This is a genomic window from Mesorhizobium sp. PAMC28654 (assembly GCF_020616515.1).
Lineage (GTDB): Bacteria > Pseudomonadota > Alphaproteobacteria > Rhizobiales > Rhizobiaceae > Mesorhizobium.
On the sequence record NZ_CP085135.1, the window covers coordinates 4,690,151 to 4,714,715 of the forward strand.

Annotated in this window: 21 protein-coding genes and 1 pseudogene; 12 read left to right on the plus strand and 10 right to left on the minus strand. The window is 62.7% G+C overall.

The window, feature by feature from the left end:
• Window positions 1–131: 131 nt before the first annotated feature.
• On the plus strand, window positions 132–1,454 hold the full coding sequence (locus LGH82_RS23085) for a PRC-barrel domain-containing protein (RefSeq protein ID WP_227344958.1): 1,323 nt from the start codon (window positions 132–134) through the stop codon (window positions 1,452–1,454).
• A 53-nt stretch (window positions 1,455–1,507) separates the two neighbouring features.
• Here the strand turns inward: LGH82_RS23085 and LGH82_RS23090 are convergent, their stop codons facing one another.
• Entirely contained in the window at window positions 1,508–3,097 is a 1,590-nt protein-coding gene (locus LGH82_RS23090) for an alkaline phosphatase family protein (protein ID WP_413771387.1), read from the minus strand.
• A gap of 235 nt (window positions 3,098–3,332) precedes the next feature.
• Here LGH82_RS23090 and LGH82_RS23095 point away from each other — a divergent pair, with 235 nt between their 5' ends.
• From LGH82_RS23095 to LGH82_RS23110, 4 genes are all read left to right on the plus strand, one after another.
• The gene (locus tag LGH82_RS23095) at window positions 3,333–4,265 is read left to right on the plus strand and encodes a VOC family protein (RefSeq protein ID WP_227344960.1); all 933 of its coding nucleotides are present in this window, start codon (window positions 3,333–3,335) and stop codon (window positions 4,263–4,265) included.
• Between the two features lie 10 nt (window positions 4,266–4,275).
• Window positions 4,276–4,899: an alpha/beta hydrolase gene (locus LGH82_RS23100; protein WP_227344961.1), complete on the plus strand. Its 624-nt coding sequence runs from the start codon at window positions 4,276–4,278 to the stop codon at window positions 4,897–4,899.
• 3 nt (window positions 4,900–4,902) lie between these two features.
• Window positions 4,903–5,202: a GNAT family N-acetyltransferase gene (locus LGH82_RS23105; protein ID WP_227344962.1), complete on the plus strand. Its 300-nt coding sequence runs from the start codon at window positions 4,903–4,905 to the stop codon at window positions 5,200–5,202.
• Window positions 5,203–5,356: 154 nt separating this feature from the next.
• Window positions 5,357–6,412, plus strand: a complete 1,056-nt coding sequence (locus LGH82_RS23110; protein ID WP_227344963.1) for a dipeptidase — start codon at window positions 5,357–5,359, stop codon at window positions 6,410–6,412.
• 10 nt (window positions 6,413–6,422) lie between these two features.
• On the opposite strand, the gene LGH82_RS23115 is transcribed toward LGH82_RS23110, so the two are convergent.
• The 4 genes and pseudogenes from LGH82_RS23115 to LGH82_RS23135 all read right to left on the minus strand — a co-directional run bounded on the left by LGH82_RS23115 (window position 6,423) and on the right by LGH82_RS23135 (window position 11,293).
• Window positions 6,423–6,683 (minus strand): hypothetical protein, encoded by a 261-nt coding sequence (locus LGH82_RS23115; RefSeq protein WP_227344964.1) that lies wholly within the window; start codon window positions 6,681–6,683, stop codon window positions 6,423–6,425.
• Window positions 6,684–6,685: 2 nt separating this feature from the next.
• Window positions 6,686–7,912 (minus strand): aminomethyltransferase family protein, encoded by a 1,227-nt coding sequence (locus LGH82_RS23120; RefSeq protein WP_227344965.1) that lies wholly within the window; start codon window positions 7,910–7,912, stop codon window positions 6,686–6,688.
• Between the two features lie 210 nt (window positions 7,913–8,122).
• Window positions 8,123–9,687 (minus strand): annotated as a pseudogene (locus LGH82_RS23125) (phytoene desaturase family protein).
• Window positions 9,674–11,293 (minus strand): phytoene desaturase family protein, encoded by a 1,620-nt coding sequence (locus LGH82_RS23135; protein ID WP_227344968.1) that lies wholly within the window; start codon window positions 11,291–11,293, stop codon window positions 9,674–9,676. Before LGH82_RS23135 ends, LGH82_RS23125 begins: the two are co-directional and overlap by 14 nt.
• 197 nt (window positions 11,294–11,490) lie before the next feature.
• Here LGH82_RS23135 and LGH82_RS23140 point away from each other — a divergent pair, with 197 nt between their 5' ends.
• The 5 genes from LGH82_RS23140 to LGH82_RS23160 all read left to right on the plus strand — a co-directional run bounded on the left by LGH82_RS23140 (window position 11,491) and on the right by LGH82_RS23160 (window position 16,617).
• Window positions 11,491–12,285: a class I SAM-dependent methyltransferase gene (locus LGH82_RS23140; RefSeq protein ID WP_227344969.1), complete on the plus strand. Its 795-nt coding sequence runs from the start codon at window positions 11,491–11,493 to the stop codon at window positions 12,283–12,285.
• A gap of 27 nt (window positions 12,286–12,312) precedes the next feature.
• Window positions 12,313–13,008: a transcriptional regulator BetI gene (gene betI, locus LGH82_RS23145; protein ID WP_227344970.1), complete on the plus strand. Its 696-nt coding sequence runs from the start codon at window positions 12,313–12,315 to the stop codon at window positions 13,006–13,008.
• Window positions 13,009–13,041: 33 nt separating this feature from the next.
• Entirely contained in the window at window positions 13,042–14,124 is a 1,083-nt protein-coding gene (locus LGH82_RS23150) for an ABC transporter substrate-binding protein (RefSeq protein WP_227344971.1), read from the plus strand.
• A gap of 115 nt (window positions 14,125–14,239) precedes the next feature.
• Window positions 14,240–15,316, plus strand: coding sequence for an extracellular solute-binding protein (locus LGH82_RS23155; protein ID WP_227344972.1), 1,077 nt, complete (start codon window positions 14,240–14,242; stop codon window positions 15,314–15,316).
• The gene (locus LGH82_RS23160) at window positions 15,313–16,617 is read left to right on the plus strand and encodes a flavin monoamine oxidase family protein (protein ID WP_227344973.1); all 1,305 of its coding nucleotides are present in this window, start codon (window positions 15,313–15,315) and stop codon (window positions 16,615–16,617) included. The genes LGH82_RS23155 and LGH82_RS23160 overlap by 4 nt, the downstream gene beginning before the upstream one ends.
• Here LGH82_RS23160 and LGH82_RS23165 read toward each other — a convergent pair.
• The 3 genes from LGH82_RS23165 to LGH82_RS23175 are packed head-to-tail and all read right to left on the minus strand — an operon-like array spanning window position 16,581 to window position 19,436.
• Window positions 16,581–17,654 carry an ABC transporter ATP-binding protein gene (locus LGH82_RS23165; protein WP_227349665.1) on the minus strand — a complete coding sequence of 358 codons (1,074 nt, stop codon included), beginning with the start codon at window positions 17,652–17,654 and terminating at the stop codon, window positions 16,581–16,583. The two genes, LGH82_RS23160 and LGH82_RS23165, sit on opposite strands and share 37 nt — an antisense overlap.
• 40 nt (window positions 17,655–17,694) lie before the next feature.
• Window positions 17,695–18,522: an ABC transporter permease gene (locus LGH82_RS23170; protein WP_227344974.1), complete on the minus strand. Its 828-nt coding sequence runs from the start codon at window positions 18,520–18,522 to the stop codon at window positions 17,695–17,697.
• Window positions 18,519–19,436 (minus strand): ABC transporter permease, encoded by a 918-nt coding sequence (locus tag LGH82_RS23175; protein WP_227344975.1) that lies wholly within the window; start codon window positions 19,434–19,436, stop codon window positions 18,519–18,521. Before LGH82_RS23175 ends, LGH82_RS23170 begins: the two co-directional genes overlap by 4 nt.
• A gap of 257 nt (window positions 19,437–19,693) precedes the next feature.
• Between LGH82_RS23175 and LGH82_RS23180 the strand changes: the two genes are divergently transcribed.
• Window positions 19,694–21,112 carry an aminotransferase gene (locus LGH82_RS23180; protein ID WP_227344976.1) on the plus strand — a complete coding sequence of 473 codons (1,419 nt, stop codon included), beginning with the start codon at window positions 19,694–19,696 and terminating at the stop codon, window positions 21,110–21,112.
• A 251-nt stretch (window positions 21,113–21,363) separates the two neighbouring features.
• On the opposite strand, the gene LGH82_RS23185 is transcribed toward LGH82_RS23180, so the two are convergent.
• Together LGH82_RS23185 and LGH82_RS23190 are read right to left on the minus strand one after the other, a co-directional pair.
• Window positions 21,364–22,194 (minus strand): hypothetical protein, encoded by an 831-nt coding sequence (locus LGH82_RS23185; protein WP_227344977.1) that lies wholly within the window; start codon window positions 22,192–22,194, stop codon window positions 21,364–21,366.
• Between the two features lie 80 nt (window positions 22,195–22,274).
• A complete protein-coding gene (locus tag LGH82_RS23190) occupies window positions 22,275–23,477 on the minus strand; it encodes an aromatic ring-hydroxylating oxygenase subunit alpha (protein ID WP_227344978.1) in 1,203 nt (400 codons plus the stop codon).
• Between the two features lie 515 nt (window positions 23,478–23,992).
• Here LGH82_RS23190 and LGH82_RS23195 point away from each other — a divergent pair.
• Entirely contained in the window at window positions 23,993–24,406 is a 414-nt protein-coding gene (locus LGH82_RS23195; protein WP_227344979.1) for a hypothetical protein, read from the plus strand.
• The last annotated feature ends 159 nt before the right edge of the window (window positions 24,407–24,565 follow it).

Consider the following 24,565-nt stretch of genomic DNA (forward strand, 5'->3'; position numbering starts at 1 on the left):
CGGCCGGATTTTGTCGGAACAACAGCGTGGTCACGACGTTGTGAACACGTAGAAGATGCCGCGTCCGGTCTTCCCAGCGACGGTTCAACCGGACGCGGCGCGCATGAAATCACGCACTAGGAGAGACTATCATGATCCGCACCCTTTTAGCCACGACTGCGCTCGCCACGCTGATTGCGACAGGCGCATATGCGCAGACGGCCACAACGCCGGCACCCGCCGAGACGCCCGCAGTCCAGGCTCCCGCCGCAGCAGTGCAGCGCGCCGAGGGCAGCCTCGTCACCAACGTCATTGGCGAAAGCGTCTACAACGGTACTGGCGACAACGCCGAGAACATCGGCAAGGTCAGTGACGTCGTGTTCGACAAGGACGGCAAAGCGCAGTCCGTGATCATAGGCGTTGGAGGCTTCCTTGGCGTAGGCGCCAAGAATGTCGCGTTCGACTACAGCAAGCTGCAATGGGCTGAGAAAAACGGCGACCGCTGGCTGATCGCGCCGACGACCAAGGAGCAATTGACGGCTCAAGCGGAATTCGACGCCAAGCCTTATGCTCCGGCGCCGGCCGCACCCGCCGCGTCGACTGACACCACGGCACCGGTGGCGGGCACGGATACCGCGCAAGCCCCCACTGCCGAGCCCGTGAAGCGTGCCGAGGGCAATCTCGCCACAAACATCGTTGGGCAAAAAGTCTACAATGGCACCAGTGACGACGCCCAGAACATCGGCAGCGTCAGTGACATCGTGCTGGCCAAGGACGGCAAGGCCGATTCCCTGGTCATCGGCGTCGGCGGTTTCCTTGGCCTGGGGGCCAAGAACGTCGCCTATGATTTCGGCAAGGCCCAGTGGGCCGAGAAGAATGGCGAGCGTTGGCTGGTCGCCCAGACCACGAAGGAAGAACTGCAGGCGCAGCCGGATTTCAACCGCAAGGCCTATGATCCGGCCCCGGCTACGACTGCCTCCAACGATGTCACAGCTCCCGCCCCGATGGCCGCAGTGCCATCCGATAGCTCGGTTCCGGCAGTGGCTCCGGCCGACAAGACAGCCCAGGCGCCCGCCGCGACCACGCCTGATGCGACGGCTCCCGACCAGACGCAGACCGCCGCAATCGACAAGTCAGCCCTGACGGAAATGCCGATCGGTGAAATCCGCGGCGATGATCTGAAGGGCACGACCGTCTATGGCGCCAACGACGCCAAGGTAGGCGAGATCGGCGACGTCGTGCTGACGCCCGACAGCAAGCCCGATGCGGTTGTCGTCGACGTCGGTGGCTTCCTGGGCATCGGCGAAAAGGAAGTGGCCGTTGGCATGGATAATCTGAAGTTCATGTCCGACAAGGACGGCAAGAAGTATCTCTACACGACCTTCACCAAGGAGCAGCTCGAAGCCCAGGCGGCCTATGACAAGAGCAGCTACACGCAAAACCGCGACAAGCAGCGACTGACGATCATGCAATAACCGGTCACTTTGATTGAAGGACCCGCGCCGGCAACGGCGCGGGTCCTTTCATGTCACGCCATGACAGCCGGCAAGGTGGCGACGTTGCCGGCAACGCCGGCGTCCGTCAGTTCGGCGAGCGCCAGCGACTGGTCGAGATGCTCGGCCCGCCAGGCGAGCAGCCGCTCGGCGAATTCCAGCCGCACCGACAGATAGGCCGGATCGCCAGCTACATCGTTCAACTCGCCCGGATCCGTCTCCAGATCGAACAGAAGCGACGGCAACCCGCCGCCGAAGTGCACATATTTGAATTTCTCCGTGCGGATGACGGCGAGGTTGCACTGGCGCGAGGTGGTGCCGAAATGGCGTTCGGCGTGGCCGCCGGCAATTGAACGAAAATCGAACTCCCAATGCGCGGCGTCGCGCCAATCCTGGGGTTGCTTGGCTTCCATGAACGGTTTAAGTGAGCGCCCGTCGAGATGCGTTGGCGGGGACTCGCCGAGCAAGTCGAGCAGTGTCGGTACTATGTCGACAGCCTCGGTGAAACGATCGACGCTCGTGCCGGCTGCCTTGTCGTGGCGCGGATCGCGGATGATCAGCGGGATATGATAGCTGCCGTCGAAGAAGCCGCCCTTGCCCAGCATGAAATGGTCGCCCATCATCTCGGCATGGTCGGAGGTCAGCACGACGATGGTGTCGTCCCAGGCGCCCGCCGCCTTGATCGCCTGGCAGATACGGCCAAGCTGCGCGTCGACCTCCGAGATCATGCCGTAATAGATCGCGCGGATGCGGCGGAAATCATGGTCGCTCCAGTCGTGCACCTTGCCCGATGCGCCGGGAAGGAACTTGCTCCGCTCCTGCCGGCTCAAATCATAGGCAAGGTAGGGATGGCGCTCCGCCTCCGCTTGCCAGTTCTCGGCGCGGCGGAAGGCCGGTCCTTCGGTCGGGTCGTACATGGTGTTGTATGGGGCAGGTACGATGTAGGGCGGATGCGGGCTGATGAAGGAGAGATGCGCGAACCATGGCGCATCATGCTCCTGTTCGCCAAGCCAGCGGATGAACTCGCCGGCAATGAAGGCAGCCGGCGTCTCGTCCTTCGAATAGACCGGCGGCCCGTTGCTGACCGCACCGTCCGTCCTGTTCCCATGGCGCTCTTCGACCGGGCGATGAATGCCGGGGGAACCCGCTGTTGTATCGACACCGCGCGCCTTGAGCCAGGACAGCCACGGTTTCTGATGTTCCGGCAAAAGCTGGCGGACGGTGAATCCGGGCAGCACGCCTTCGTAGCTTCTCAGCCTCGGGTCGCCGGGCGCCACCGTGCGCGGATCAAGCGACACGTCGGTATAGCCGAACAGCGTCGGATCATAGCCGAGGCCGCGCGCCTGTAGCGCGATGTTGCCATGGCGCACGTCGAGCGGCGTGCCGTTGCGGCAGACGCGGTTGTTCATCTGGTAAAGGCCGGTATAGAGGCAGGCGCGCGCCGGCGAGCATGGTGCCGCCCCCCCATAGTGCTGCCGAAACAGCACGCCTTCGGCTGCCAGCGCGTCGGCATTCGGTGTCTTGACCACCTCGTGGCCCGCCGCCGACAGGCTATCGCCGCGCCACTGGTCGCAGGTGATCAGGAGAACATTCGGGCGTCTGCTTCCACTGGCCAATCGCTGCATCCTCCATTCGTCCGGGCGCGCCCATGGAACCGAAATCCGGCGCCGAGGCAAGCCTCAGACAAGCAATAAACCAAGCCAGCCGCATTGCGCGAACGGTGAACAAAAGACGGTTCATTGTTCACTTTTACAGCACAGTCCATTCTGTGTTTGCTGTCTTTGCCAGGGACCGGCCAACCCTCATATTTGCGTGGACAGCGGCGAGGGCCGCACAAGCACCAAGGGAAGGAGCAAGACAATGCTCGATCAGATCAAGGGCCTGCATCACGTCACCTCGATGGCCAGCGATGCGCGCCAGAACAATGCGTTCTTCACCGACACGCTCGGTCTCCGACGGGTGAAGAAGACCGTCAATTTCGACGCCCCCGATGTCTATCACCTCTATTATGGCGACGAGATCGGTACGCCGGGTTCGGTGATGACCTACTTTCCGTTCCCCAACATCGGCAAGGGCCGTCATGGCGTCGGCGAAGTCGGCGCCACCGTCTATTCAGTGCCGGAGGGAACGCTCGCCTATTGGGAAAAGCGTTTCGCCGAGGAAGGCGTAGCGGGCCTCTCCCGCGAAGAGACCTTCGGTGAGAAGCGGCTCGCGTTTGCCGGGCCGGATGGCGATGGCTTCGCTCTGGTCGAGGAGAAGAACGACCGGCGTGCGCCATGGCTGAAGGGCAGAGTTCCCGCTGACGAAGCGATCCGCGGCTTTCACTCCGTGTCGCTGCGGCTGAAGGACGGCGGCGCCACCGAAGAGCTGTTGAAATTCATGGGCTATGAGGAGGTCGACGCCTCCGGCAACCTCAAGCGTCTGGCCGTGAAGAACGGCAATGGCGCCGATGTCGTCGATATCGAATCGCTGCCGGGCGCCGGCTTCGCCAATCTTGGTGCAGGCTCCGTCCACCATGTCGCCTTCGCCGTCGAGAACCGCGCCAAGCAGCTCGAGGTGCGCAAGGCGCTGATGGACACCGGCTACCAGGTGACGCCGGTGATCGACCGCGATTATTTCTGGGCGATCTACTTCCGCACGCCGGGTGGCGTGCTGTTCGAAGTCGCCACCAACGAGCCAGGCTTCGACCGCGACGAGGATACCGCTCATCTCGGCGAAGCGCTGAAACTGCCGTCGCAGCATCAGCATCTGCGGCCCTATCTGGAACAGCATCTGCAGAAACTGGAAGGCTAAGGATCAGGTCATGAGCAAGGACGCTTACATCCACAAGCTGCTGCCCGGTTTACCGGGCGGCGCGCTGCTCTTCGTCTTCCACGGCACGGGAGCCGACGAGAACCAGCTTCTGTCACTGGGGCGCGATCTTGCGCCTCAGGCAACCATCATCTCGCCGCGCGGCGATGTTTCTGAACATGGCGCGGCACGTTTCTTCCGCCGCACCGGCGAGGGCGTCTATGACATGGCTGACCTGACGCGGGCGACGGACAAGATGGCCGGTTTCATCAAGGCCCATGTCGAGGCCGCGAAACCATCTTCCGTGCTTGGCCTGGGCTACTCCAATGGCGCCAACATATTGGCCTCGGTGGTGTTTGCCGCGCCGGAGCGGTTCGATGCCACGGTGCTGATGCATCCGCTGATCCCGTTTGAACCGGACGTGAAAGGCAGTCTCGCTGGCCGTCGCGTCCTGCTGACCGCGGGCAAGCGCGACCCCATCTGTCCGCCAACCCTGACGACGCGGCTTGAAGCCTATTTGCGTGCCGACGGCGCCGATGTCACAGTGGAGTGGCATGAGGGCGGGCACGAGGTGCGGCCAAACGAAATCGAAGCGGCACGGCGGTTCCTCGCCAGCGCGCCCGTTGAAGGAGCCTGAACCATGCCTGATCACTTGCCGGAGATTGAACTCGAGGATCGCGGCTCCAAGGGGCGCTATGTGCTACGCGGACCCGACGGTGCCGAGGCCGAGATGACCTTCACCAAGATCGGTGAACACCAGATCATCATTGACCACACAGAAGTGCCTGACGCGTTTCGCGGCCAGGGGGCGGGGCTTCGCCTCGTCACCCGGGCCGTCGAGGATGCGCGGGCGGCGGGTAAGAAGATCATCCCGCTTTGTCCCTTCGCCAATGCCCAGTTTCGCCGCCATCCGGAATGGGCGGACGTGCTGAAACAGTAAGTTCGCGGAGATTTGTCGGCGGCAAAAATGCTGATGATACGACTGGTCAAAACAGCAATATGGATCTGGCATTTGCGCGGGCCGCCCATCTTGCCTAAGTAGGTATGATATACCGCAGGCCGTGCGCCGACAAATCGAACCGAATGATCCCCTTATGACCGAACCCGACCTCGTTCCCGTCTTCGACGGCCACAACGACACGCTGCTCCGGCTCTACAATTCGAAGGACACGAACGTCGAAGGGCTGTTCATCGAGGGAACGCAGGGTGGCCATATCGACCTGCCGCGCGCGAAGAAGGGCGGATTTGCCGGCGGCATGTTCGCGATCTTTCCGCCGCCCGTGGAAAAGGCCAGGCGCGCTGTACCGCTTGCGCCGAGCGATACCGAGCCCTTGCCGCCGGAAGTTCCGCGCGCCGACGCGCTCAACTCGACCATTGCGATGGCTTCGATCCTGTTCCGGCTGGAGCGAGCTGGGGCGCTCACCGTCTGCCGAAGCGCCGGTGATGTGCGCAACGCCATGGCAAAGGGCTCGATCGCGGCGGTGTTCCACATCGAAGGGGTCGAGGCGATCGATCCCGAACTCACCATGCTCGACGTGCTGCATGCCGCGGGCCTGCGCTCGCTCGGCATCGTCTGGAGCCGCCCCAACGCCTTCGGCCACGGCGTGCCGTTCCGCTTCCCTTCATCGCCCGACACCGGGCCCGGCCTGACAGATGCCGGCAAGGCGCTGGTCAAGGCCTGCAATGAATTGAAGATCATGATCGATCTGTCGCATCTCAACGAGAAGGGCTTTCGCGATGTCGCTGCCATCAGCGACGCGCCGCTGGTCGCCACCCATTCCAATGTGCATGCGATCTGCGGCCATTCCCGCAATCTCACCGAATGGCAGCTTGGCGCGATCCGCGAGTCCGGCGGCATGGTCGGGCTGAACTTCGCCACCGGCTTCCTGCGCGAAGACGGCAGGATGAATTCAGACACCAGCCTCGACATCATGGTGCGCCATGTCGATTCCCTGCTGCAGGCGCTGGGTGAAGACGGCGTCGGCCTGGGCTCGGATTTCGACGGCGCCATGATCCCCGCGGTCATCGGCGATGTCACCGGCCTGCCGAAGCTGCTCGATGCGTTCGCCGCACGTGGCTTTGGGCGCGCGCTGATCGAGAAGATCGCTTATCGAAATTGGCTGAGCATGCTGGACAGGACGATAGGGTAGCGCACTAGCGCTATTCGAAACCCATGCGCTTCAGCCAGTCCTTGCCGACGCCGCGATCACGGATGATCGGCAGCGGGTCTTCCGAATCGAGCCGGGCGCAGATGCGGTAGACTTCCAGCGTCTCGGCGCTCATCTCGTCACGCTTGTAGAAGAACATGGCGGCGGCATAGCGCGTGCGGCCCGACCATTTTTCGCCGAGCGGCGTGTTGACCAGCTCCCACTGTTCGGTGGCTTCCCCATCGTCCTGCAGCTTGTCGGCATCGTCCGCCATGGTCAGAAGTCCGCCGGCGGATTGGCGGTGCGGCGATCGAGCTTGATGAACGGCCGCGCCACCACCTTGGCCCGCTTCATCAGCTTCTGGTACTGCAACTCGCGCATGGCGTAGATCTCGACCCACAGGTCCTCGACCATCGTATCACCGAATGGTCGCTCGAGCGAGGCGATGGCGACGTTGCGCTTGGCCATCGGCGACCACATGGCGGCGCTGACCAGTCCAACTTCCTGGCTTTTCTTGTGGTAGACGATGGCGTGTTCGGCCGGGATGTTGCCCTCGATCTCCAGCCCGACCAGCACATGGCTCAGCTTGCGTTTCGTCCGTGCTTCGACGATAGCGCGGCGGCCGTTGAAGTGTCCCTTCTCAAGATCGACCATGAAGCCGAGCCCGATCTCGTCGGGCATGCGCAAGCGGTCGGCGCGGACGGCATGCTCGGCAGTGGTGAAGTCTCCATTGGCGACGATCAGTCCGGCCTCGAGCCGAGCGCGGTTCAGCGCCGTATAGCCGATGGCGCGGATGCCGCGCAGTTCGCCCGCTGTCATCAGCCGGTCCCAGAGGCTGAGCGCCTTGTCGGCCGGCACGAACAGTTCGTAGCCGAGATCACCTGTGAAGCCGGTGCGGGAGATGGTGACCGTGTCGTCGTCATGCGGGAAATCGGCGAGGTCAAAGACTTTCAGCTTCTCGACGCCGACGAAACCGGCATCGCGCAACACGGCGAAGGAGGTCGGCCCTTGCAAGGCAAGGCCGGCAACGGCCTCCGTCTCTTCCTCGACCGTCACGTCGAAACCGATGGCGCTGTCGAGTAGCCAGGGCAGATGGCGCTCCTGCGAGCACAGCCGGAAACGTGTCGGCGACAGACGGAACAAGGTTCCGTCGTCAAGGACGAAGCCTGCGTCGTCGCACCAGGCGGTGTAGTGGACACGTCCTGGCTTGAGTTTTGCCACGTCGCGCAGCGTGACCCGATTGAGGAAGGCCTCGGCGTCCTTGCCCTCGATGCGGTATTTCGCCATCGGCGATATGTCGAACAACGCCGCCTGGCTGCGAATAGCGAAGTATTCCAGTTCCTCGTCCCACAGCGAGTGCGGCGCACGGTAGCCGGCCCAGTTGTACCAGTCCTGGGTCTTGGCTAGCGCGTCGATGCGCGGCTGGAAGGGCGTGCCGAGACGTAGCGTGCGGAAATGGGCCTGGGCGGCAGTGCGGGTCGCGTTGTTGAGCTGACTGGTCATGATGGCGATCCTTCGCGCCCCCCTCTGTCCTGCCGGACATCTCCCCCACGAGGGGGGAGATCGACTTGCAGGACGGTCGGTGATTTTCTTGCAGCGGAAGCAATTGGCGCAAACAGGAATGACAGCCAATCTCCCCCCTTGAGGGGGAGGTGTCCGGTAGGACAGAGGGGGGCGCCGTAGAGCGCGGCCTTGGGCGGTTGGGACATCACATCACCCCTTCATCGCAATGATACGCCGCGCGGCATTCAGGCCAGGTGCACCCGAAACACCGCCGCCGGGATGCGAACCGGCGCCGGCGAGGAACAGCCCGTCGATCGGCGTGTCATAACCCGACCAGCCGGATACGGGCCGCGACATCAGCATCTGGTCGGCCTGCAGTTCGCCGTGGTGCCAGTGCCCCCCCGGCATGCGATAGCGCGTCTCGATATCGGCAGGCGTCAGCAGTTCGGCATGGACCACACTCTTGCCGATCCCAGGCGCATAGGCTTCGAGCTGCGCCATGATCGCCGCTAAGAATTTCGGCTTGCTGGCATCCCAGCCCTCTTTCAGCGCATAGGGCGCGTACTGGACAACCGCCGACAGAACACAGGCGCCAGGGAGCGCGAGCGATGGGTCGGCAAGGCTGGGCAGGGTGATTTCCATCACCGGCTCGAGTGAGAATTCGCCGTATTTCGACGGGTTGAAGGCACGCTCGACATGATCGGGCGAGGGCGCGATGACCAGACGGCCCTTGTGGCTGACAGCGTCGACACCGGTGAATTGCGGCGGCCGGTCGAGCGCCAGGTTGAGTTTCGCTGCATCGCCCTTCATGCGGATATTTCTGACCTTGCGCACGAACCCGGTGTCCACTTCACGCGGGCCGACAAGGTCAATGAAGGTGGTTGCCGGATTGATGGCGGAGACGATTGTCCTCGCCCGCAGCTCGTCGCCATTGTCGAGCGTGACGCCAACGGCGCGGCCGTTCTCGACGATGATCTTCGCCGCTGGTGTCCCGGTGCGGATCGTCACGCCGGCCTTTTCAGCCGCCGCGCGAATGGCTGATACGATTGCACCCATGCCACCTTTCGGAACGATCTGCGCGCCGGCGGCACCACCGGCCTCGCCCGCCAGCCGATAGTAGAGGCCAAGCAGCGAGGTCGGCGATCTCGGACCGAGGTGACTGCCGAGTGTGGCATCGAAGGCAAGCAGGCCTTTCAGCCGGTCGTCCTCCAACTGCTCGTCGAGCAGATCGGCGACGTTCATCAGGAGCACGCGCAGAAAGTCGCGCATATCCTCCTTGCCGAGCTTCTTCAGCGCCAATGCGCTCTGGCCAAGTGCCGCGGTTTCAAGCAGTGACATGCCGCCGAGATCGGGTGGCCGGCGCGCCAGGAACGGTTTCAGGATACCGGCATAGCGCAGCAGCTGCGCGCGCAGTTCTTCCAGGCTGTCTGCTCGGAGGAACTGCCGCCGGTCAGCACCTCGCCATAGGCACCATGCAGGATGAGCGGCGGGCCGTCCTTCGATAACGCGACGGATGGCACGAAGTCGCCGCGCGCAACGGTCAGCCCGTATTTTTCCAGTTCCAGCGTCTTCACCACATCCGGGTGCAGTCGGTTCAGGACATGAGCGATGGACGACACGCGAAAGCCTGGCGCGAATTCCTCGGTGCGGGCAGCGCCGCCGACATCGCCGGCGGCTTCCAGCACCAGCACCTTGCGTCCGGCTTTCGCCAGCGTGGCTGCAGCGACGAGGCCATTGTGGCCGCCGCCGATGATGATCGCGTCAAATGACGTCATGGGCCGGGCTCATATGCGAGGTGGACTTGGCGAGATCACGCAGGATTTCGGCCGCGGCGTTGCGGCCGGGCGCGCCCATGACGCCGCCGCCTGGATGAGTGGAGGAGCCGCACATATAGAGCCCGCCGACGGGCGAGCGATATTGCGCGTAGCCCGGCACCGGGCGGTTGAACAGAAGCTGGTCGAAGGTCAGTTCGCCCTGAAAGATGTTGCCTTCGGTCAGGCCGACCTCGGCCTCGATCTCGCGGGGCGTGCGCACCTCCATATGGATGATGCGATCGCGGAAGCCGGGCGAATATTCAGCGATTTGCGAAATCACGCTTTCGGCGAAACCATCGCGGTCGGCATCGGTCCACTCGCGGCCACCAATCTTGGGCGGCGCGTATTGCACGAAACAGCTCATGAAATGCTTGCCGGGCGGCGCCATGGTCGGGTCGAGCGTCGTCGGGATGACCATGTCGAGGAACGGGTCGGACGACCAGCGCCCTGCCTTCCAGTCGTCATAGGCGCGTTCCATGCGCTCCATGGAATCGGTGAAGTGCATGTCGCCGCGATAGACGGGAGAATCCTTCGGCAAGGCAGGGAATTCCGGCAGGGAATCGAGCGCGATGTTGACCTTGCCGGAGGAGCCGCGAATCTTGAAGTTCCTGACCCGGCGCAGGAAGATGTCGGGCAGTTCTTTTTCCTCGACCAGCTTGAGGAAGGTGCGCTTCACGTCGGCGTTGGAAACGACGAGCTTGCCGTAAACCTCCTCGCCGCCGGCCAGCACCACGCCCTTGGCCTTGCCTCGGCTGACCAGCACATGGTCGACCTCGGCGCCGGTGCGGATGGTGCCGCCGGACGCCCAGAAGGATGCGGCCAGCGCCTTGGTGACAGCACCCATACCGCCGCGCGCGTAACCCCAGGCGCCGACCGAACCGTCGACCTCGCCCATATAGTGGTGCAGCAGCACGTAAGCAGTGCCCGGCGACATCGGCCCGAGCGCGGTGCCGATGATGCCCGATAGGGCGAAGTTGGCCTTGATGACATCGGTCTCGAAATATTCGTCGAGGAATTCCGAGATCGACATGGTCCAGAAGCGCAGTGTCAGCGCCATTTCCTCGGCTGACAGGCCCGCGAATTTCTTGCCCAGATAGAGCAGTTCCCCGAGGTCGCGCGGCCGCAGGCTGGTCGGGTCGGGAGCCGTGCGCATCAGCAGCGGCTGGATGAAGCGGCACTGCCGCGTCACGTCTCGGGCGTAGCGGTCATAGGCTTCGGCGTCGCGCTTCGAGAAGCGGGCGAATTCGCGCCGGTGGGCGTCATGGTCGCGGTAGTTGGCGAGATAGTCGCCGTCGCGCGTGAACACCGCGCCGCCCTCATAGGAGATGACCTGCAGGCCGAAGCGCGGCAGTTCGAGGTCGCGCATGATCTCGGGCCGGAACAGCGAGCAGACATAGGAGCAGTTGGAATAGAGGAAGCCTGGTGTCAGTTCACGGCTGGTGGCGGCACCGCCGACCCAGTCGTTCTTCTCGACAACCAGCACGTCAAGGCCGGCACGCTGCAGATAACAGGCATTGACCAGGCCGTTATGTCCGCCGCCGATGATGATCGCATCCCAAGCTTTCATGCTGGCCCAGTCTTCATTGTGACCGACGCTTTCTCGCGTGATCCGTTCCCCGAATGCGTGAAATCTGGCACGGCGGTCGATATTCTGTCCAGCCATTTTGAATGAATGTTCAACAAATGGTATTGCGTTTTCCCTTTCATGCGCTAGGCTTTGCCAGCACTCGACACTGGGCATTCGACGCTTGGGACCAAGGTCTGATGATCGAAACGGCTGACGCCGCGCCTGAGTATGACGACACCGCCATACGCTTCCTCGAAGCGCTGTGGGGCGAGGGGTATCTGTCGCCGGGCGGGCCAGACGAGGTCGACAGGGTCCTCGAGGGTCTTTCGCTCCGGGACAAGACGATCCTCGACATAGGCTGCGGCTCGGGCGGCATTGCCCTGCATCTGGTCGAGCGCCATGGCGCGGCGCACGCCACCGGCTTCGACGTCGAACGGCCGGTGATCGAGACAGCCACACAGCGGGCGGCAGAGCGTGGGTTGAGCGGGCGCGTGCGTTTCGTTCATGCGGCACCCGGGCTGCTGCCTTTTGCCGATGGAGCGTTTGACGTCGTCTTCTCCAAGGATGCGCTGGTGCATGTGTCGGACAAGGACGCCCTGTTCGCCGAAATCTTCCGCGTTCTGAAACCTGGCGGCGTCTTCGCGGCCTCGAACTGGATGATCTCGCATGACGACGAGCCGTCGCCGGACATGAAGGCCTATGTCGCGGCCGAGGGCCTTTCCTTCGCCATGGCGTCGCCCGAGCGTTATACGCAGGCGATGCGCCGGGCAGGTTTTGCCGATGTCACCATCCGCGACCGCAATCCCTGGTACCGAGAAGTCGCGCGGGGCGAGTTGGAGAGGTTGAAAGGCCCGCTCTATCCGACCATCGCGGCGGTGGTTGGCGCGGCCTATGTCGACAAGAACATACGAACCTGGGAAGCAATGCAGAAGGTTCTTGACAGTGGTGAGCACCGTCCGGCTCATCTTCGCGCATGGAAGCCGGTGGGATAGCCGGCGATGTGGAGCATGACGGCATCAATGAAAGCTGCAGCGCGCGACGAGCGATCCCTGGATGCACCCAAGGGCAATGAGCAGGAGAAACGCGGCCGCAAGGCTTCAAAGGAAGTCAGGCAGCTTCAGCTTATCGAGGCGACAATCGATTCGTTGGCAAAGCGCGGCTATTCCGAGACGACGATGGCTGACGTTGCCGATGGAGCCGGCCTGTCGCGCGGCATCGTCAATTTCCATTTCGAGAGCAAGGAGAAGCTGCTGATTGCTACCTTGCAGCATATGTACGACGAGTATTCGACGCACTGGCGCAACGCCCTGCAGAAGGCTGGCGACGATCCCGCCCGCCAGCTCCAGGCACTGGTCGCTGCCGATTTCGACCGCTCGATCTGCAACAAGCGAAAGCTCGCGGCGTGGTGTGCGTTCTGGGGCGAGGCGAAATCGCGGCCGACCTATCAGGCGCTGAGCAGCGCGCGTGATGCAGTCTACCAGAACATCTTCATCGACCTTTGCTCGACGCTCAAGCAGAGCGGCTTCTATGCCTTCGAGCCACAGGTCATGGCGCTAGCGCTCAACGCCATGCTGGAGGGGCTCTGGCTGCGGATGATGATGGGGACCGAGGACACCACCCGCGAGACCGCGCTGAAGGCGGCAAACGAATTCCTGTCTGTGGCTTTCCCCAAGCACTTTCCACGCACGGCGGCCGACGAGCGCGGGACGACGTAACATAACCCAAAAAACCAAGAGGATGGAACAGCAATGAAGACAATGACTCGACGCCTGGCACTCACCTTGGGCCTTGCGGCAACACTGGCGGCCTCGGCGGCGGCGCTGGCGATTGCCGCCGACAAGGATCTGATCGTGTTCGACTGGTCGGGCTACGAGGCCCCCGGCTTCCATCCGAAATATGTCGAGAAGCACGGGGACTCGCCGACCTTCGCTTTCTTTGGTGACGAGGACGAGGCGTTTGAAAAGATCCGGTCTGGCTTCAAGTCCGATCTCGGTCACCCCTGTTCGCAGAGCGTGGTGAAATGGCGTGAGGCGGGCCTGCTGCAGCCGCTCGATACGTCCAGGATCACCGGTTGGAAAGACCTCAATCCCGGCATCATGGCGATGAAGAATCTCGCCACGACCGATGACGGCAAGGCCTGGTTCATGCCCTGGGACTGGGGCAACACGCTGGTCACCTACAATTCCGAGAAGGTCGACGAGAAGGACATCCAGTCGCTGAAGGCCTTTGCCGATCCCAAGTTCAAGGGCCGGGTATCGATCGGCGACAATGTCGACGATGCCTACGCGCTGGCCAGCCTCGCCATCGGCCTGAAGGACTGGACCAAGATGACGGACGACCAGTTCAAGCAGGCGTCCGACTTCCTGCGCCAGGTGCACAAGAACGTTCGGCTCTACTGGACCGACAATACGGAGATCGTACAGGCCTTCACCGGTGGCGAGGTCGATCTTGCCTGGGCCTGGAACGACGCCGCCGTGCAGTCGGCGCTCGCCGGCTCGCCGATCAAGGCGAAGCGCGACACCAATGAAGGCATTTCGACCTGGGTCTGCGGCTATGTCTTGTTCAAGGATGCGCCGGGCAATATCGACAAGGCTTATGATTACCTGAACGCGGTGAACGATCCGGCCGTCGCCAACGTCCTGGTCAAGGACTGGGGCTATGGCCAGGCCAATGCCAAGGGCATGGCCGGCGTCGATCCGGCGGTGCTCAAGGGCAAGGGCTATGACGACGTGGAGAAATTCGTCGACAAGACGCTGTTCCAATCGCCGCTGTCGTCGGACTTGAAGCTCAAGATGATCGCCGAATTCGAGAAGATCAAAGCCGGCTACTGAACGTGCAGCGCGTCTACAGCTCGCCTGCCGGAAACGGACGGCGGGCGGGCTCGCCAAAGTTGCAGAATTCTCCTAACCTCGCCATGATGTTCTCGCGAAGGGGGAGTTTCGCGCCATGAATTCCATGTTTCGCCGTCTTGTCCTTGCCGCGGCCTGCACGATCGGCGCGGGCGCCGTGCTGGCGTTCGCCGAAGGTGGTGGCGATCTCGTCGTGTTCGACTGGTCGGGATACGAGGATCCACTCCTGCATGCCGCCTACACCGCCAAGAACGGCGCCGAGCCGACCTTCGCCTTCTTCGGCGACGAGGACGAAGCCTTCGAGAAGATGAGGGCCGGCTTCAAGGCTGATATCGCCCACCCCTGTTCGCAGAGCGTTTCGAAATGGCGCGACGCGGGCATGCTGCAACCGCTGGACACGTCGAGGATATCAGGGTGGAAAGATCTTAATCCCGGCATCATGGCGATGAAGAATCTTGCCACGACCGATGACGGCAAGACGTGGTTCATGCCTTTTGACTGGGGCAATACCGCACTGCTCTACCGCACGGACAATGTGACGCCGCAGGAGGCGCAGTCGCTGCGGATATTCGCCGATCCGAAATTCAAGGGTCGCGTCACCATCGGCGACAATGTCGACGACGCCTATGCGCTGGCAAGCCTGGTCATCGGCCTCAAGGACTGGACAGGGATGACCGACCAGCAATTCAAGGACGCGTCCGATTTCCTGCGCCAGGTGCACAAGAACATCCGCCTCTACTGGACCGACTCGACCGATATCGACCAGGCCTTTTCCGGCAATGAGGTCGATCTTGCGTGGGGCTGGGGCCAGACGCTGATCGCCATGACCCAGCAGGGCGTTCCCATCGCCATGAACCGCGACACCAAGGAGGGGATGTCGACCTGGGTGTGCGGCTACGTGCTGATGAAGGACGCACCCGGCAAGCTCGACCAGGCCTATGATTTCCTGAACGCCGTCAATGCTCCGGACGTGTCGAAATACATGGTCACGGCATTCGGCTATGGGCATGGCAATGGCGCCGGCATGGCTGCTATCGACCAGAAGGTGCTGGCCGATCGGGGCTATGACGACCTCGGCAAGTTCCTCGACAAGACCCTGTTCCAGCAGCCGGTGGCGCCGGAGTTGAAGAAGCGCATGATCGATGAGTTCGAGAAGATCAAGGCCGGCTATTGAGCAAGCAGCGAGCGGATGTCGTCATTGTCGGCGCGGGCTTCACCGGGCTGTCGGCGGCGCATGAATTGAAGAAGGCCGGCGTCGATTTTGTCCTGCTCGAGGCGCGTGATCGCGTCGGTGGGCGGGTCGAGGCCAAGCAGAATGGTCTTGGCGAACGTGTCGACAGCGGCGGGCAATTCCTGTGCCAGGATATGCCGGAATTGATGGCGTTGGTGGGCGCGCGCGGCAGGACGCTGGTCGAGACCTATGTCGACGGGGAGTTCCTCGTGCAGCCGCCGATGAGCGAGGCGGAAGCCGAACGAACCTACGCCGCATCGATGATGGTACGCGAGCGCATGAACCGGATTTCCCCGGATGATCCGGCCATCGCCGGGCTAACCGTCGCCGACTGGCTCGGGCATCAGAGCGATCCGCGCGACGTCAAGGCGGCCTTCCTGTCGATGATCGAAGGGCTATGGTGCCAGGCACTGGAAAAGATGCCGCTATGGCACCTCATCGACAATGATCGCCGCATCACCAACGAGGTGTCGGAGCTTCAGTATTTCGTTGGGGAGACCATGCATTCGCTGGCTGATGGTCTGGCTGGCGATCTCGGCGACCGGCTGCGTCTTGGCATGCCCGTCACGCGCATCGAACGCCAGCCAGATGGGGCACGGGTCGTCGCCGCAACGGGCTCGATCGAGGCGCGCGCGGTGCTTGTCGCCGTGCCGCCGGTGATGGCGTCGAGGATCGAGCATTCGCCGCCGCTGCCTGCCGGGCTGGCGAAGGCGCTGGGCGCTTGGCAAAGCGGCACGGTGATCAAGGTGCTGGTGCGCTACGCCACGGCTTTCTGGCGCGACCGCGGCTTGAGCGGCATGGTGATGTGGCGCGACCTGCCGGGACTGTTTGCCTGCGACGTCAGCAAGGATGACGATCATGCGGCGCTCGTTGTCTTCATTGGCGGGCCGCTCGCCTTGCGCTGGCGTGAGTTGGGTGACGCGGCGTTGCGCGCGGAATTGATAGCAAGGTTGGAGGGAGCGCTCGGCACTGATGCGACCGCTGTTCTCGATATCAGCTGGCGCGACTGGACGGATGATCGCTGGAGCGGCGGCGCCTACAGCGATATCATCGCCGACGTCACGGCCACCGGCGCCGAAGGGACAATCCTCGATGGCGCGCCGCCGGTGTATTTCGCCGCGTCGGAACTGTCGCCCTCATTTCCGGGCTACATCGAGGGCGCGATCGTGGCGGGACGCATCGCCGCGCGGAAGATCATCCCGGGCCTTCAGTCGGCCATCGCTACCAGTGCTTCCGGGTCGTAGGCAAGCCGGATCGAGGTGCCGACGGGAATATCGTCGGCGCCGAAATCATTGGTCTCGGTCACCGACAGCGGTTTTTCCAGACCGGGTATCTCCACGATCAGATGGGTGATCTCGCCGAAATAGTGGCGCTCCACCACCTTGCCGGCGACCTCGAATTTTGCGGTCGCATTGTCCCACAGGACACGCAACCGTTCGGGCCGGATGCCGAGCGTGGCGGCACTTCCGTTGCGCACGAAGGCCTTGGGCTTGTCCGTTTTGACACGGCCGAAGCCGAGTGTGTCGACGACGATCGAGGTGCCATTGTCCTCTACGATCTCGGCCTTGACGAAATTCATGCCGCCGAGGAAGTCGGCGACCTGCCGGTTGACCGGCCGCTGGTAGATCTCCTTGGGCGAGGCGACCTGCGCGATCTTGCCGCCGAACATGACGGCGATGCGGTCGGACATGGCCAAGGCTTCATACTGGTCGTGGGTGACCAGGATGAAGGTGATGCCCACCGCCTGCTGCAGTCGGCGCAATTCGATCTGCATCTGCTCGCGCAGCTTCTTGTCGAGCGCCGACAGCGGCTCGTCGAGCAACAGCACTTTCGGCCGCATGACCAGCGCGCGGGCCAGCGCCACGCGCTGCCGCTGGCCGCCCGAAAGCTCCGTGGCGCGGCGCTTGCCGAGCCCGACCAGCGACACCTGCGCCAGCGCCTCGGCGACACGCCGCTTTTCTTCCGTCTCGCCAAGCCTGAGCCGCTTCAGCCCGTAGGCGACATTCTGCTCGACATTGAGATGCGGAAAGATGGCGTAGCTCTGGAACACCATGTTGGAGGGGCGGCGGTTGGCGGGGATACCTTCCATCGGCTGTCCGTCGACGGCGATGGAGCCGCTGGTCGGATTGTCGAAGCCGGCGATCATGCGCAGCAGCGTGGTCTTGCCGCAGCCCGATGGACCGAGCAGCGAGAAGAACTCGCCCTCCCGGATGGTCAGCGAGGCGTCATCCAGCGCCTTGAACGCCCCGTAGCTGCGGGTGACATTGCGGATCTCGATCATCGACCGTTCGGTCTGGCGGGATTGTTCGGCCTGGGACCGCTCAGACATAAAGGCCTCCCTCGTTCTGGGTGCGCCTGGTCGCGCGGCGGCGCAGGATTTCGGCAATAGTCATCAGCAGGAATGAGGCGATCAGCAACAGCGTTCCCAAGGCCAGCACGCCGGGCAGCTTGGCGGCGAACCGCAACTGGCCCCAGATGTAGACCGGCAGCGTCGCCTCCGTTCCAGTGAGGAAGAAGGCAATGATGAACTCGTCGAGCGAGATGGTGAAGGAGACGAGCAGGCTGGAAATGATCGCCGGCGCCACCATGGGCAGGGTCACCCGCCGGAAGGTGCCGAAGGCGCTTTCGCCGAGATCGGCCGACGCTTCCTCAAGGCTGCGATCGAACCCTTCGAAGCCGGAGATCAGCACGGTCATCGAATAGGGAATGCAGACCAGTATATGGCCGAGCACGACGGTGAACAGCGACAGGCTGAGGCCCAGTTGCAGCATGACCAGAAGCATGGAGATGGCGACGATCACCTCCGGCAGCACCAGCGGCGCCATGATCAGCGCGTTGATAGGGCGCCGGCCGGGGAAGCGGTAACGGGTGATGGCGCGCGCGGCGAGTATGCCAAGCGTCGTGGAGAGCACCGCGGCCGAGACACCGACGATCAGGCTGTTCCAGGCAGCGTCTAGCAGTGCCGGCGTGTTTGGCAGGTCCTCGTACCATTGCAGCGTGAAGCCCGAGAGCGGAAACTTTGGCGTCGCGGAGGTGTTGATCGAGAAGATCGGCAGGAAGATGATCGGCAGATAAAGGAAGGCAACATAGAGCAGCGCATAGGCCGCCAGCCAGCTGTTGCCGGGCAGGAAACGCCGCAATCCCTTCATCGGGCAAGCCTCGCCGCGGCACGGATGATGAAGACTGTGGCGCCCGCCATCAGGGTGACGATCAGCATGGTGGTGACTGACAGTGCGGCGCCCAGCGGCCAGTTGGCGGCCTTGCCGAATTGCGCCTGGATGGCGTTGGCGATCATGACGCCGTCCTTGCCGCCGACGAGGCGCGGCGTGACGTAATCGCCGACCGTCGGGATCATGACGATCAGGATGGCCGAGATGACGCCCGGCGCCGAGAGAGGCAGGGTCACGCGCAGGAAGGAGCGCAACGGCCCGTCGCCGAGGTCCTTGGCTGCCTCGACTAGGGTGCGGTCGACCTTTTCCAGCGACACGAAGATCGGCAGGATGGCGAAAGCGGCCCAGGCATGGGTCAGCGTGATGATGACGGCGGTGGTGTTGTAGAGCAGCGCCGTCGAGGGCTCGTCGATGATGCCGAGGCCCATCAGTCCGGAATTCAGGACACCATTGTAGCCGAGGATGACCTTCCACGACATGACCCGCAGCAGATAGCTGGTCCAGAACGGGATGGTGATCAGGAAGAGCCACAGGCCCTTGTGGCGACCGCCATGGAACGAGATGAAAAACGCGATCGGGTAGGCGAGGATGACGGTGAAGAAGCTGACCGTCAGCGAGATGTAGAGCGAGCGCCAGAGCAGGTCGCGATAGATCGGCTCGGTCAGCGCAATGCGATAGTTTTCGAGGGTGAAGGTGCGGTCGATCGTCAGATAGTGCTGCGTCCAGAAGGAATGGGCGATGACCACCAGGATCGGCAGGACCAAGAGGATCAAGGCATAGAGGAATGTCGGGCTGATCAGGGCAAAGCCCTGGACGGATTCGGATTGCAGAAGGGCATTTCGTCTGGCCCGCGATCTCAACAATGCAGGCGACCCTTCCGCGGCCACCGTCATTGCAGGGCTCCGGGTGTGATCTCGGTTGCTGGCTCGGTCTGTCCCGCCATGCGGCATCCCATTGGCTGCACCGGCAGCTTGTTCCCCTTGCTTGCCGGCTTTCTTTCATCATGCGCGCATCCGCGGATTGAAATCAAGCGCTAATTCTGCGATATTGATTGAACGACCATTCAAAATGAAGTGAAGAAAGCCGATATTTCCGAGCTTGGCACTCAGCTTCGTTTTGATGGGAATTTGTCAAACGCATGTGAGGCATTATGGCGGCTGCAAGAGACCTGAGAGCGACCGAGACGGCTGGCGACGGCGGCGACGATGCGATCGAAATGGCCAAGCGCCATCTTATCCAGCCCTGGCCGTATGCCGGCTCTGTCGGCGCCGAGGCGCGGGCGCTGATTGGCGAAGGCGACGGCATCTACATCACCGACAGCACGGGCAAGCGTCTCATCGACGGGCCGGCAGGCATGTGGTGCGTCAATATCGGCCACCGCCGCGAGGAACTCGCCAAGGTGATGTACGACCAGGCAATGGCGCTGTCCTACAACACGCCGTGGTACACGATGAACGCGCCGTCGGCGGAACTGGCCATGCGCATCGCCGGTCATGCGCCGGGCGATCTCAGCCACGTCTTCTACACCACCGGCGGCTCCTCGGCCGTCGAGACGGCACTGCGCTTCATGCAGTTCTACAACAATGTTCGGGGGCGGCCGGAGAAGAAGCTGATCCTGAGCCGGGGCGGCGCCTATCACGGCTCGACCTATCTGTCGGCTTCGCTCAACGGCCGGCCGCGCGACCGAGACTGGATGGATGGCGCCGACGATCTGGTCGTGAAATTGTCCTCGCCAGATCCGTTCCGCCGCCCGGCCGGGATGAACCTTGCCGCCTTCACCGATTTCCTCGTCGACCAGTTCCGCGACACGGTCGCCCGCATCGGCGCCGACAAGATCGGCGCCTTCGTCGGTGAGCCGGTGCAGGCGTCGGGCGGCGTCGTGGTGCCACCGGACGGCTACCTCAAGCGCATCCGCGAGATCTGCCGCGAGAACGATATCCTCTATGTCTCCGACGAGGTGGTGACCGCTTTCGGCCGGCTTGGCCATGTCTTCGCATCCGGCGATGTGTTCGGCATCGACCCGGACATGATCACCTTCGCCAAGGGCGTCACGTCAGGCTATTTCCCGCTGGGCGGCGTCATCATCTCCGAAAGGCTGCTGGAGGAACTGCGCCGGTCGAACCATCCGGATGCGATGTTCGGCCACGGCCTGACCTATACCAGCCATCCGGTGGGTTGCGCGGTGGCGCTCAGGAATCTCGACATCCTGGAAGAGAGCGTGCTCGCGCATACGCGGGAGGTCGCTCCCTATTTCCAGGCGCGGCTGAAGACGCTGGAGGAATTGCCGCTGGTTGGCGAAGTGCGCGGCATGGGATTGATGGGCTGCGTGGAATGCGTCGCCGATCGCGAAAGCAATGATCCGCTGCAACTCGACAAGGATGTCGGCAAACGCATCGACGCGCATTGCCATGAACTGGGCCTTCTGGTGCGGCCGCTGATCAACATGTGCGTGATGTCGCCACCGTTGATCATCACCCGCGAACAGATCGACGACATGGTTGGCATCCTGCACGAAGGCATTTCACGCACGATGGATGATCTGCGGAAGGAAGGTGTTTGGCGGGGGTGAGTTTCTCCCTTCTCCCCGTTTCACGGGGAGAAGGTGGCGGCAGCCGGATGAGGGCCAGCGCCGACGTTGGCGCGCTCGGCCGCGACCGCAATGCAGTCGCCCGTCTAAGGCGCTAATCTCGCAAGCCCGGTGCTGCCCTCACCTGCCTGCCGGCATCCTCTCCCGTATAGTGACGGGCGAGGGGCGCTCTCATCGAGGGCTTCGACAATCACCCGCGTTACATAAACCGCGCCCGGGCCATTGGCGGCTGACTATTCCCACGGCATCTTGACGGGCTGATCGGCGGCTCGGATGACAAGTGTCGATCCGCTCCGGGGGATATCGAAGGTCAGCTTGGCGCCGGCCATTGCGCCCGTCAGCTTGACGGTCATCGTGTAGGCACTGTCCGAAAAGCCGATGGTCAGCGTGCCGTCATCGTTCTGGGTGACCTTTGCATTGGCCATGTCCAAACGCTGCGTGCCGTCATCATTGAAGCGTGAGATCGCCAGGGGCCCGTTGGTCTCGATCTGGTCGTGGCCCTCGCCATTGACCAGAAAGACATGCGCCGCGCGGTCGCCAGTGTTGTTCAGAACAATCCTGTCATCGCCAGCGCCGCCGTGGACGGAGGCGATCTTGTCTCCTGTGATGATGATTGTATCATTGCCATCGCCGCCGTCGACATCGCTTACATCGGCGGCCGTGATCCGTAGCAAATCATTGCCATCTCCGCCATGCACGCCGAAGGCCCGATCGGCGCTGACGGCCACGACATCGTCGCCTGATCCGGCGGAAATCTGGTCCACGCCCCGGGCGGCCACGCTGATCGTATCGTTGCCGCTGCCGCCATGGACATTGCGCACGCCGCCGGCCGCGATTGCGATCCGGTCGTCCCCGTCGCCGCCGTCAACCTGCCAGACAGTGTGACCGGCGGATATGGCGATGGCATCATTGCCGCTGTCGCCGTAGACGCGATTGACATCCAGCGCCGCTGATAGGGCGATGCTGTCATTGCCGGCGCCGCCGTTTATGACATCTATGCCGTGGGAGCCGCTTGAGGCCTGGCCTGCCGACGGATAGGTTCGGAGCGGTGTAATGCTCGACAAACTCACTTCGTGGACCCGCAGCCAGGACGGCCGATTCCACAATAGCGCGTTTTGGTTATCAAACGGTGAGCAACCGTTCCCTACGATCGCGACTTGAGCGCGTTGTTGAGGTTCCCCATGTCCTTTTCCTCGGGAGCCGTTTCCAGGCCCAGCACCGGCAGCATCTTGCGCAGATGGTCGTGGTGGGTGCGCACACCATATTCGAGGTCGGAGAGATAGAAGCCTTCGAAGGCCTCGGACAGCATGGATTCGTTCGACCACACGGAAAGCTGCACGTCCTCCGACATGGTGTCGCGGTCGATGCGGAACGACAAATAGCGGGCGGCCGCCTGCTCGCGGCTCTCGTCGCGGTAGCGGTAGATGGCGCCGCGCAGCAGCGTCTCGCCGGTCGACAGCGGGAACTCCTGATAGAACTGCACCGATTCCGGCATCACCGAGATCACCGCGTTCGGGAAGATGCCGTAATAGACCCAGGCCCTCTTCAGATGATCGGGCAGATGCGTCGGCTCCGGCGCGATCTTGACGTAGTTCCTGACGCTCCAGCGGCGGCCGGCATGCGGGTTATAGGTGGCGAACGAGCGCGAGACGCCATTGATGAAGGGTTCGTCGAAATAGGTGGCGCCGTAGAGATCCTGCAGGGCAGGGTGGGCCATGGCGACGTGGTAGCCTTCATTGTCGACGTCGCGCACCGACTTCCAGTTGACCGGGGTCTTCTGGGTCCAGATGCCCCAGGACGGCACCATGTCGGCGGCCTTGTAGTGCGCAAGCTCGGGTTCGATCGGCTTCAGAAGCTCGGCGACCGAGGGCTGCGGACCGCCATTGCGGAAGCGGATGAAGATAAAACCCATCCAGATTTCGAGATCGAGTGGCATCAGGCCGAACTCGGTCTTGTCGAGGTCCGGGAAGGAGCGCGGGCGTGCGGCGCCGCGCAGCGTGCCGTCGAGATTGTAGACCCAGCCGTGGAACGGGCAGACCAGGGCATTCTTGCAATTGCCCTGGCTGTCGGCGACGACGCGGCTGCCGCGATGGCGGCACATGTTGTTGAAGCCGCGCACGACGCCGTCCTTGCCGCGCACGATCAGCGCACGCTCGCCGACCACATCCATGGTCAGGTAATCGCCGGCATTCGGCAGGTCGGAGACGTGGCCGACGATCTGCCAGTGATTGCGGAAGACATGCTCTTTCTCGAGTTCGAGAAGGGCGTCGGAGTGATAACTCCAGCCCGGCAGGCCCCGCCTGTCCCAATCATTGGGGATCTCCACGTCACGGAGGTGCGGGTTCATGGGCGGCTCTTCTTTTTATTGAATGCTTGTTCAATAAAATCATATTTTTCATTGAAATGCAATGGCTTGTGTAAATATCAGGCGCCTTGCGCTCGGTGTCGAAGCCGACTTTCGATCCGTACGGCTGAAGAAAATCCCGGAAATTCCGAGCCTTAACATGGCTTGTGGAGCGTGCGTCCCACTTGAGGATCGGCGCTTGATGCCATCAAGATCACGCCCGTTTTCGCGCGGAAAAATACTGCTTCCCAGTCCGGAGTGTGAGGTTGCTCATAGTCCGGCCGGCCGGGTTCGGGCTTTGCTGCCTGCTATCGAAATCTCGGCAACATCCTGATCGCGCACATGAAACAGCTTCGCAAACAAGCCAATGTATCGAGCGATGACCGGTTTTGCCCGAATATGCCCGTATTCTCTGTTTCAGAACTGTTACACGGGCATCGCTCACGTATCGTCCGTCCGTTACAAAATGCGATTAAATTCGTTTTATAGAAAAAAGAAAAGCAACGAAGAGAACGGCGATGAAAACGAAGGTCCAAACCTCAGGCAGCAGCGATATCCGTCTCGAAGCCCCAGGGCGCAACGACCGGCGTCCGAAGCTGGCGCTTCGCCAGCGCGCCAGCGACCATCCTATGGCAATGTTCATGGTGCTGGCCGTTTCCACCTTCGCCGGCATGCTTTTCGCACCGACAGTGGGTCCGGCCTTCGCCTCCTGGAGCCCGCCAGCGAATGTCGTTGAAGGCGAGATGACAACAACCAAGACCGCGCGCCTGCCGATGCCGGAAATCGAATTTGCTTGCAAGGGACAGGCCTGGGGTGCCGAGACCGCGGACTGCCTGCGCGTCATTGCCGAGCAGTCGGGCAAGCACAGGGCCCGCGCCGTCCGCATGATCGCCAGCGCCGCTCCGCTGACGAATACGCCCAATATTTTCTGACACGTGATGCGCGGACCCCGCTTCGGGATCACGCCTTGAACTCCCCCGAGCGCTACCCTCCGGCGCTCCATTCGGCTCCCACCGCATCGTCGGTTGGGAGCCATTTTTTTGGTGAAACCTAATTTGAAGCCCGTCGTATGGATCCGCTTCGACGCGACG

Excerpts from the sequence above, each read along its gene's own strand:
- LGH82_RS23085 (WP_227344958.1), top strand. The coding sequence starts at position 132 with ATGATCCGCACCCTTTTAGCCACGACTGCGCTCGCCACGCTGATTGCG.
- LGH82_RS23090 (WP_413771387.1), bottom strand. The coding sequence starts at position 3,097 with ATGCAGCGATTGGCCAGTGGAAGCAGACGCCCGAATGTTCTCCTGATC.
- LGH82_RS23095 (WP_227344960.1), top strand. The coding sequence starts at position 3,333 with ATGCTCGATCAGATCAAGGGCCTGCATCACGTCACCTCGATGGCCAGC.
- LGH82_RS23100 (WP_227344961.1), top strand. The coding sequence starts at position 4,276 with ATGAGCAAGGACGCTTACATCCACAAGCTGCTGCCCGGTTTACCGGGC.
- LGH82_RS23105 (WP_227344962.1), top strand. The coding sequence starts at position 4,903 with ATGCCTGATCACTTGCCGGAGATTGAACTCGAGGATCGCGGCTCCAAG.
- LGH82_RS23110 (WP_227344963.1), top strand. The coding sequence starts at position 5,357 with ATGACCGAACCCGACCTCGTTCCCGTCTTCGACGGCCACAACGACACG.
- LGH82_RS23115 (WP_227344964.1), bottom strand. The coding sequence starts at position 6,683 with ATGGCGGACGATGCCGACAAGCTGCAGGACGATGGGGAAGCCACCGAA.
- LGH82_RS23120 (WP_227344965.1), bottom strand. The coding sequence starts at position 7,912 with ATGACCAGTCAGCTCAACAACGCGACCCGCACTGCCGCCCAGGCCCAT.
- LGH82_RS23135 (WP_227344968.1), bottom strand. The coding sequence starts at position 11,293 with ATGAAAGCTTGGGATGCGATCATCATCGGCGGCGGACATAACGGCCTG.
- LGH82_RS23140 (WP_227344969.1), top strand. The coding sequence starts at position 11,491 with ATGATCGAAACGGCTGACGCCGCGCCTGAGTATGACGACACCGCCATA.
- betI (WP_227344970.1), top strand. The coding sequence starts at position 12,313 with ATGAAAGCTGCAGCGCGCGACGAGCGATCCCTGGATGCACCCAAGGGC.
- LGH82_RS23150 (WP_227344971.1), top strand. The coding sequence starts at position 13,042 with ATGAAGACAATGACTCGACGCCTGGCACTCACCTTGGGCCTTGCGGCA.
- LGH82_RS23155 (WP_227344972.1), top strand. The coding sequence starts at position 14,240 with ATGAATTCCATGTTTCGCCGTCTTGTCCTTGCCGCGGCCTGCACGATC.
- LGH82_RS23165 (WP_227349665.1), bottom strand. The coding sequence starts at position 17,654 with ATGATCGAGATCCGCAATGTCACCCGCAGCTACGGGGCGTTCAAGGCG.
- LGH82_RS23170 (WP_227344974.1), bottom strand. The coding sequence starts at position 18,522 with ATGAAGGGATTGCGGCGTTTCCTGCCCGGCAACAGCTGGCTGGCGGCC.
- LGH82_RS23175 (WP_227344975.1), bottom strand. The coding sequence starts at position 19,436 with ATGACGGTGGCCGCGGAAGGGTCGCCTGCATTGTTGAGATCGCGGGCC.
- LGH82_RS23180 (WP_227344976.1), top strand. The coding sequence starts at position 19,694 with ATGGCGGCTGCAAGAGACCTGAGAGCGACCGAGACGGCTGGCGACGGC.
- LGH82_RS23190 (WP_227344978.1), bottom strand. The coding sequence starts at position 23,477 with ATGAACCCGCACCTCCGTGACGTGGAGATCCCCAATGATTGGGACAGG.
- LGH82_RS23195 (WP_227344979.1), top strand. The coding sequence starts at position 23,993 with ATGAAAACGAAGGTCCAAACCTCAGGCAGCAGCGATATCCGTCTCGAA.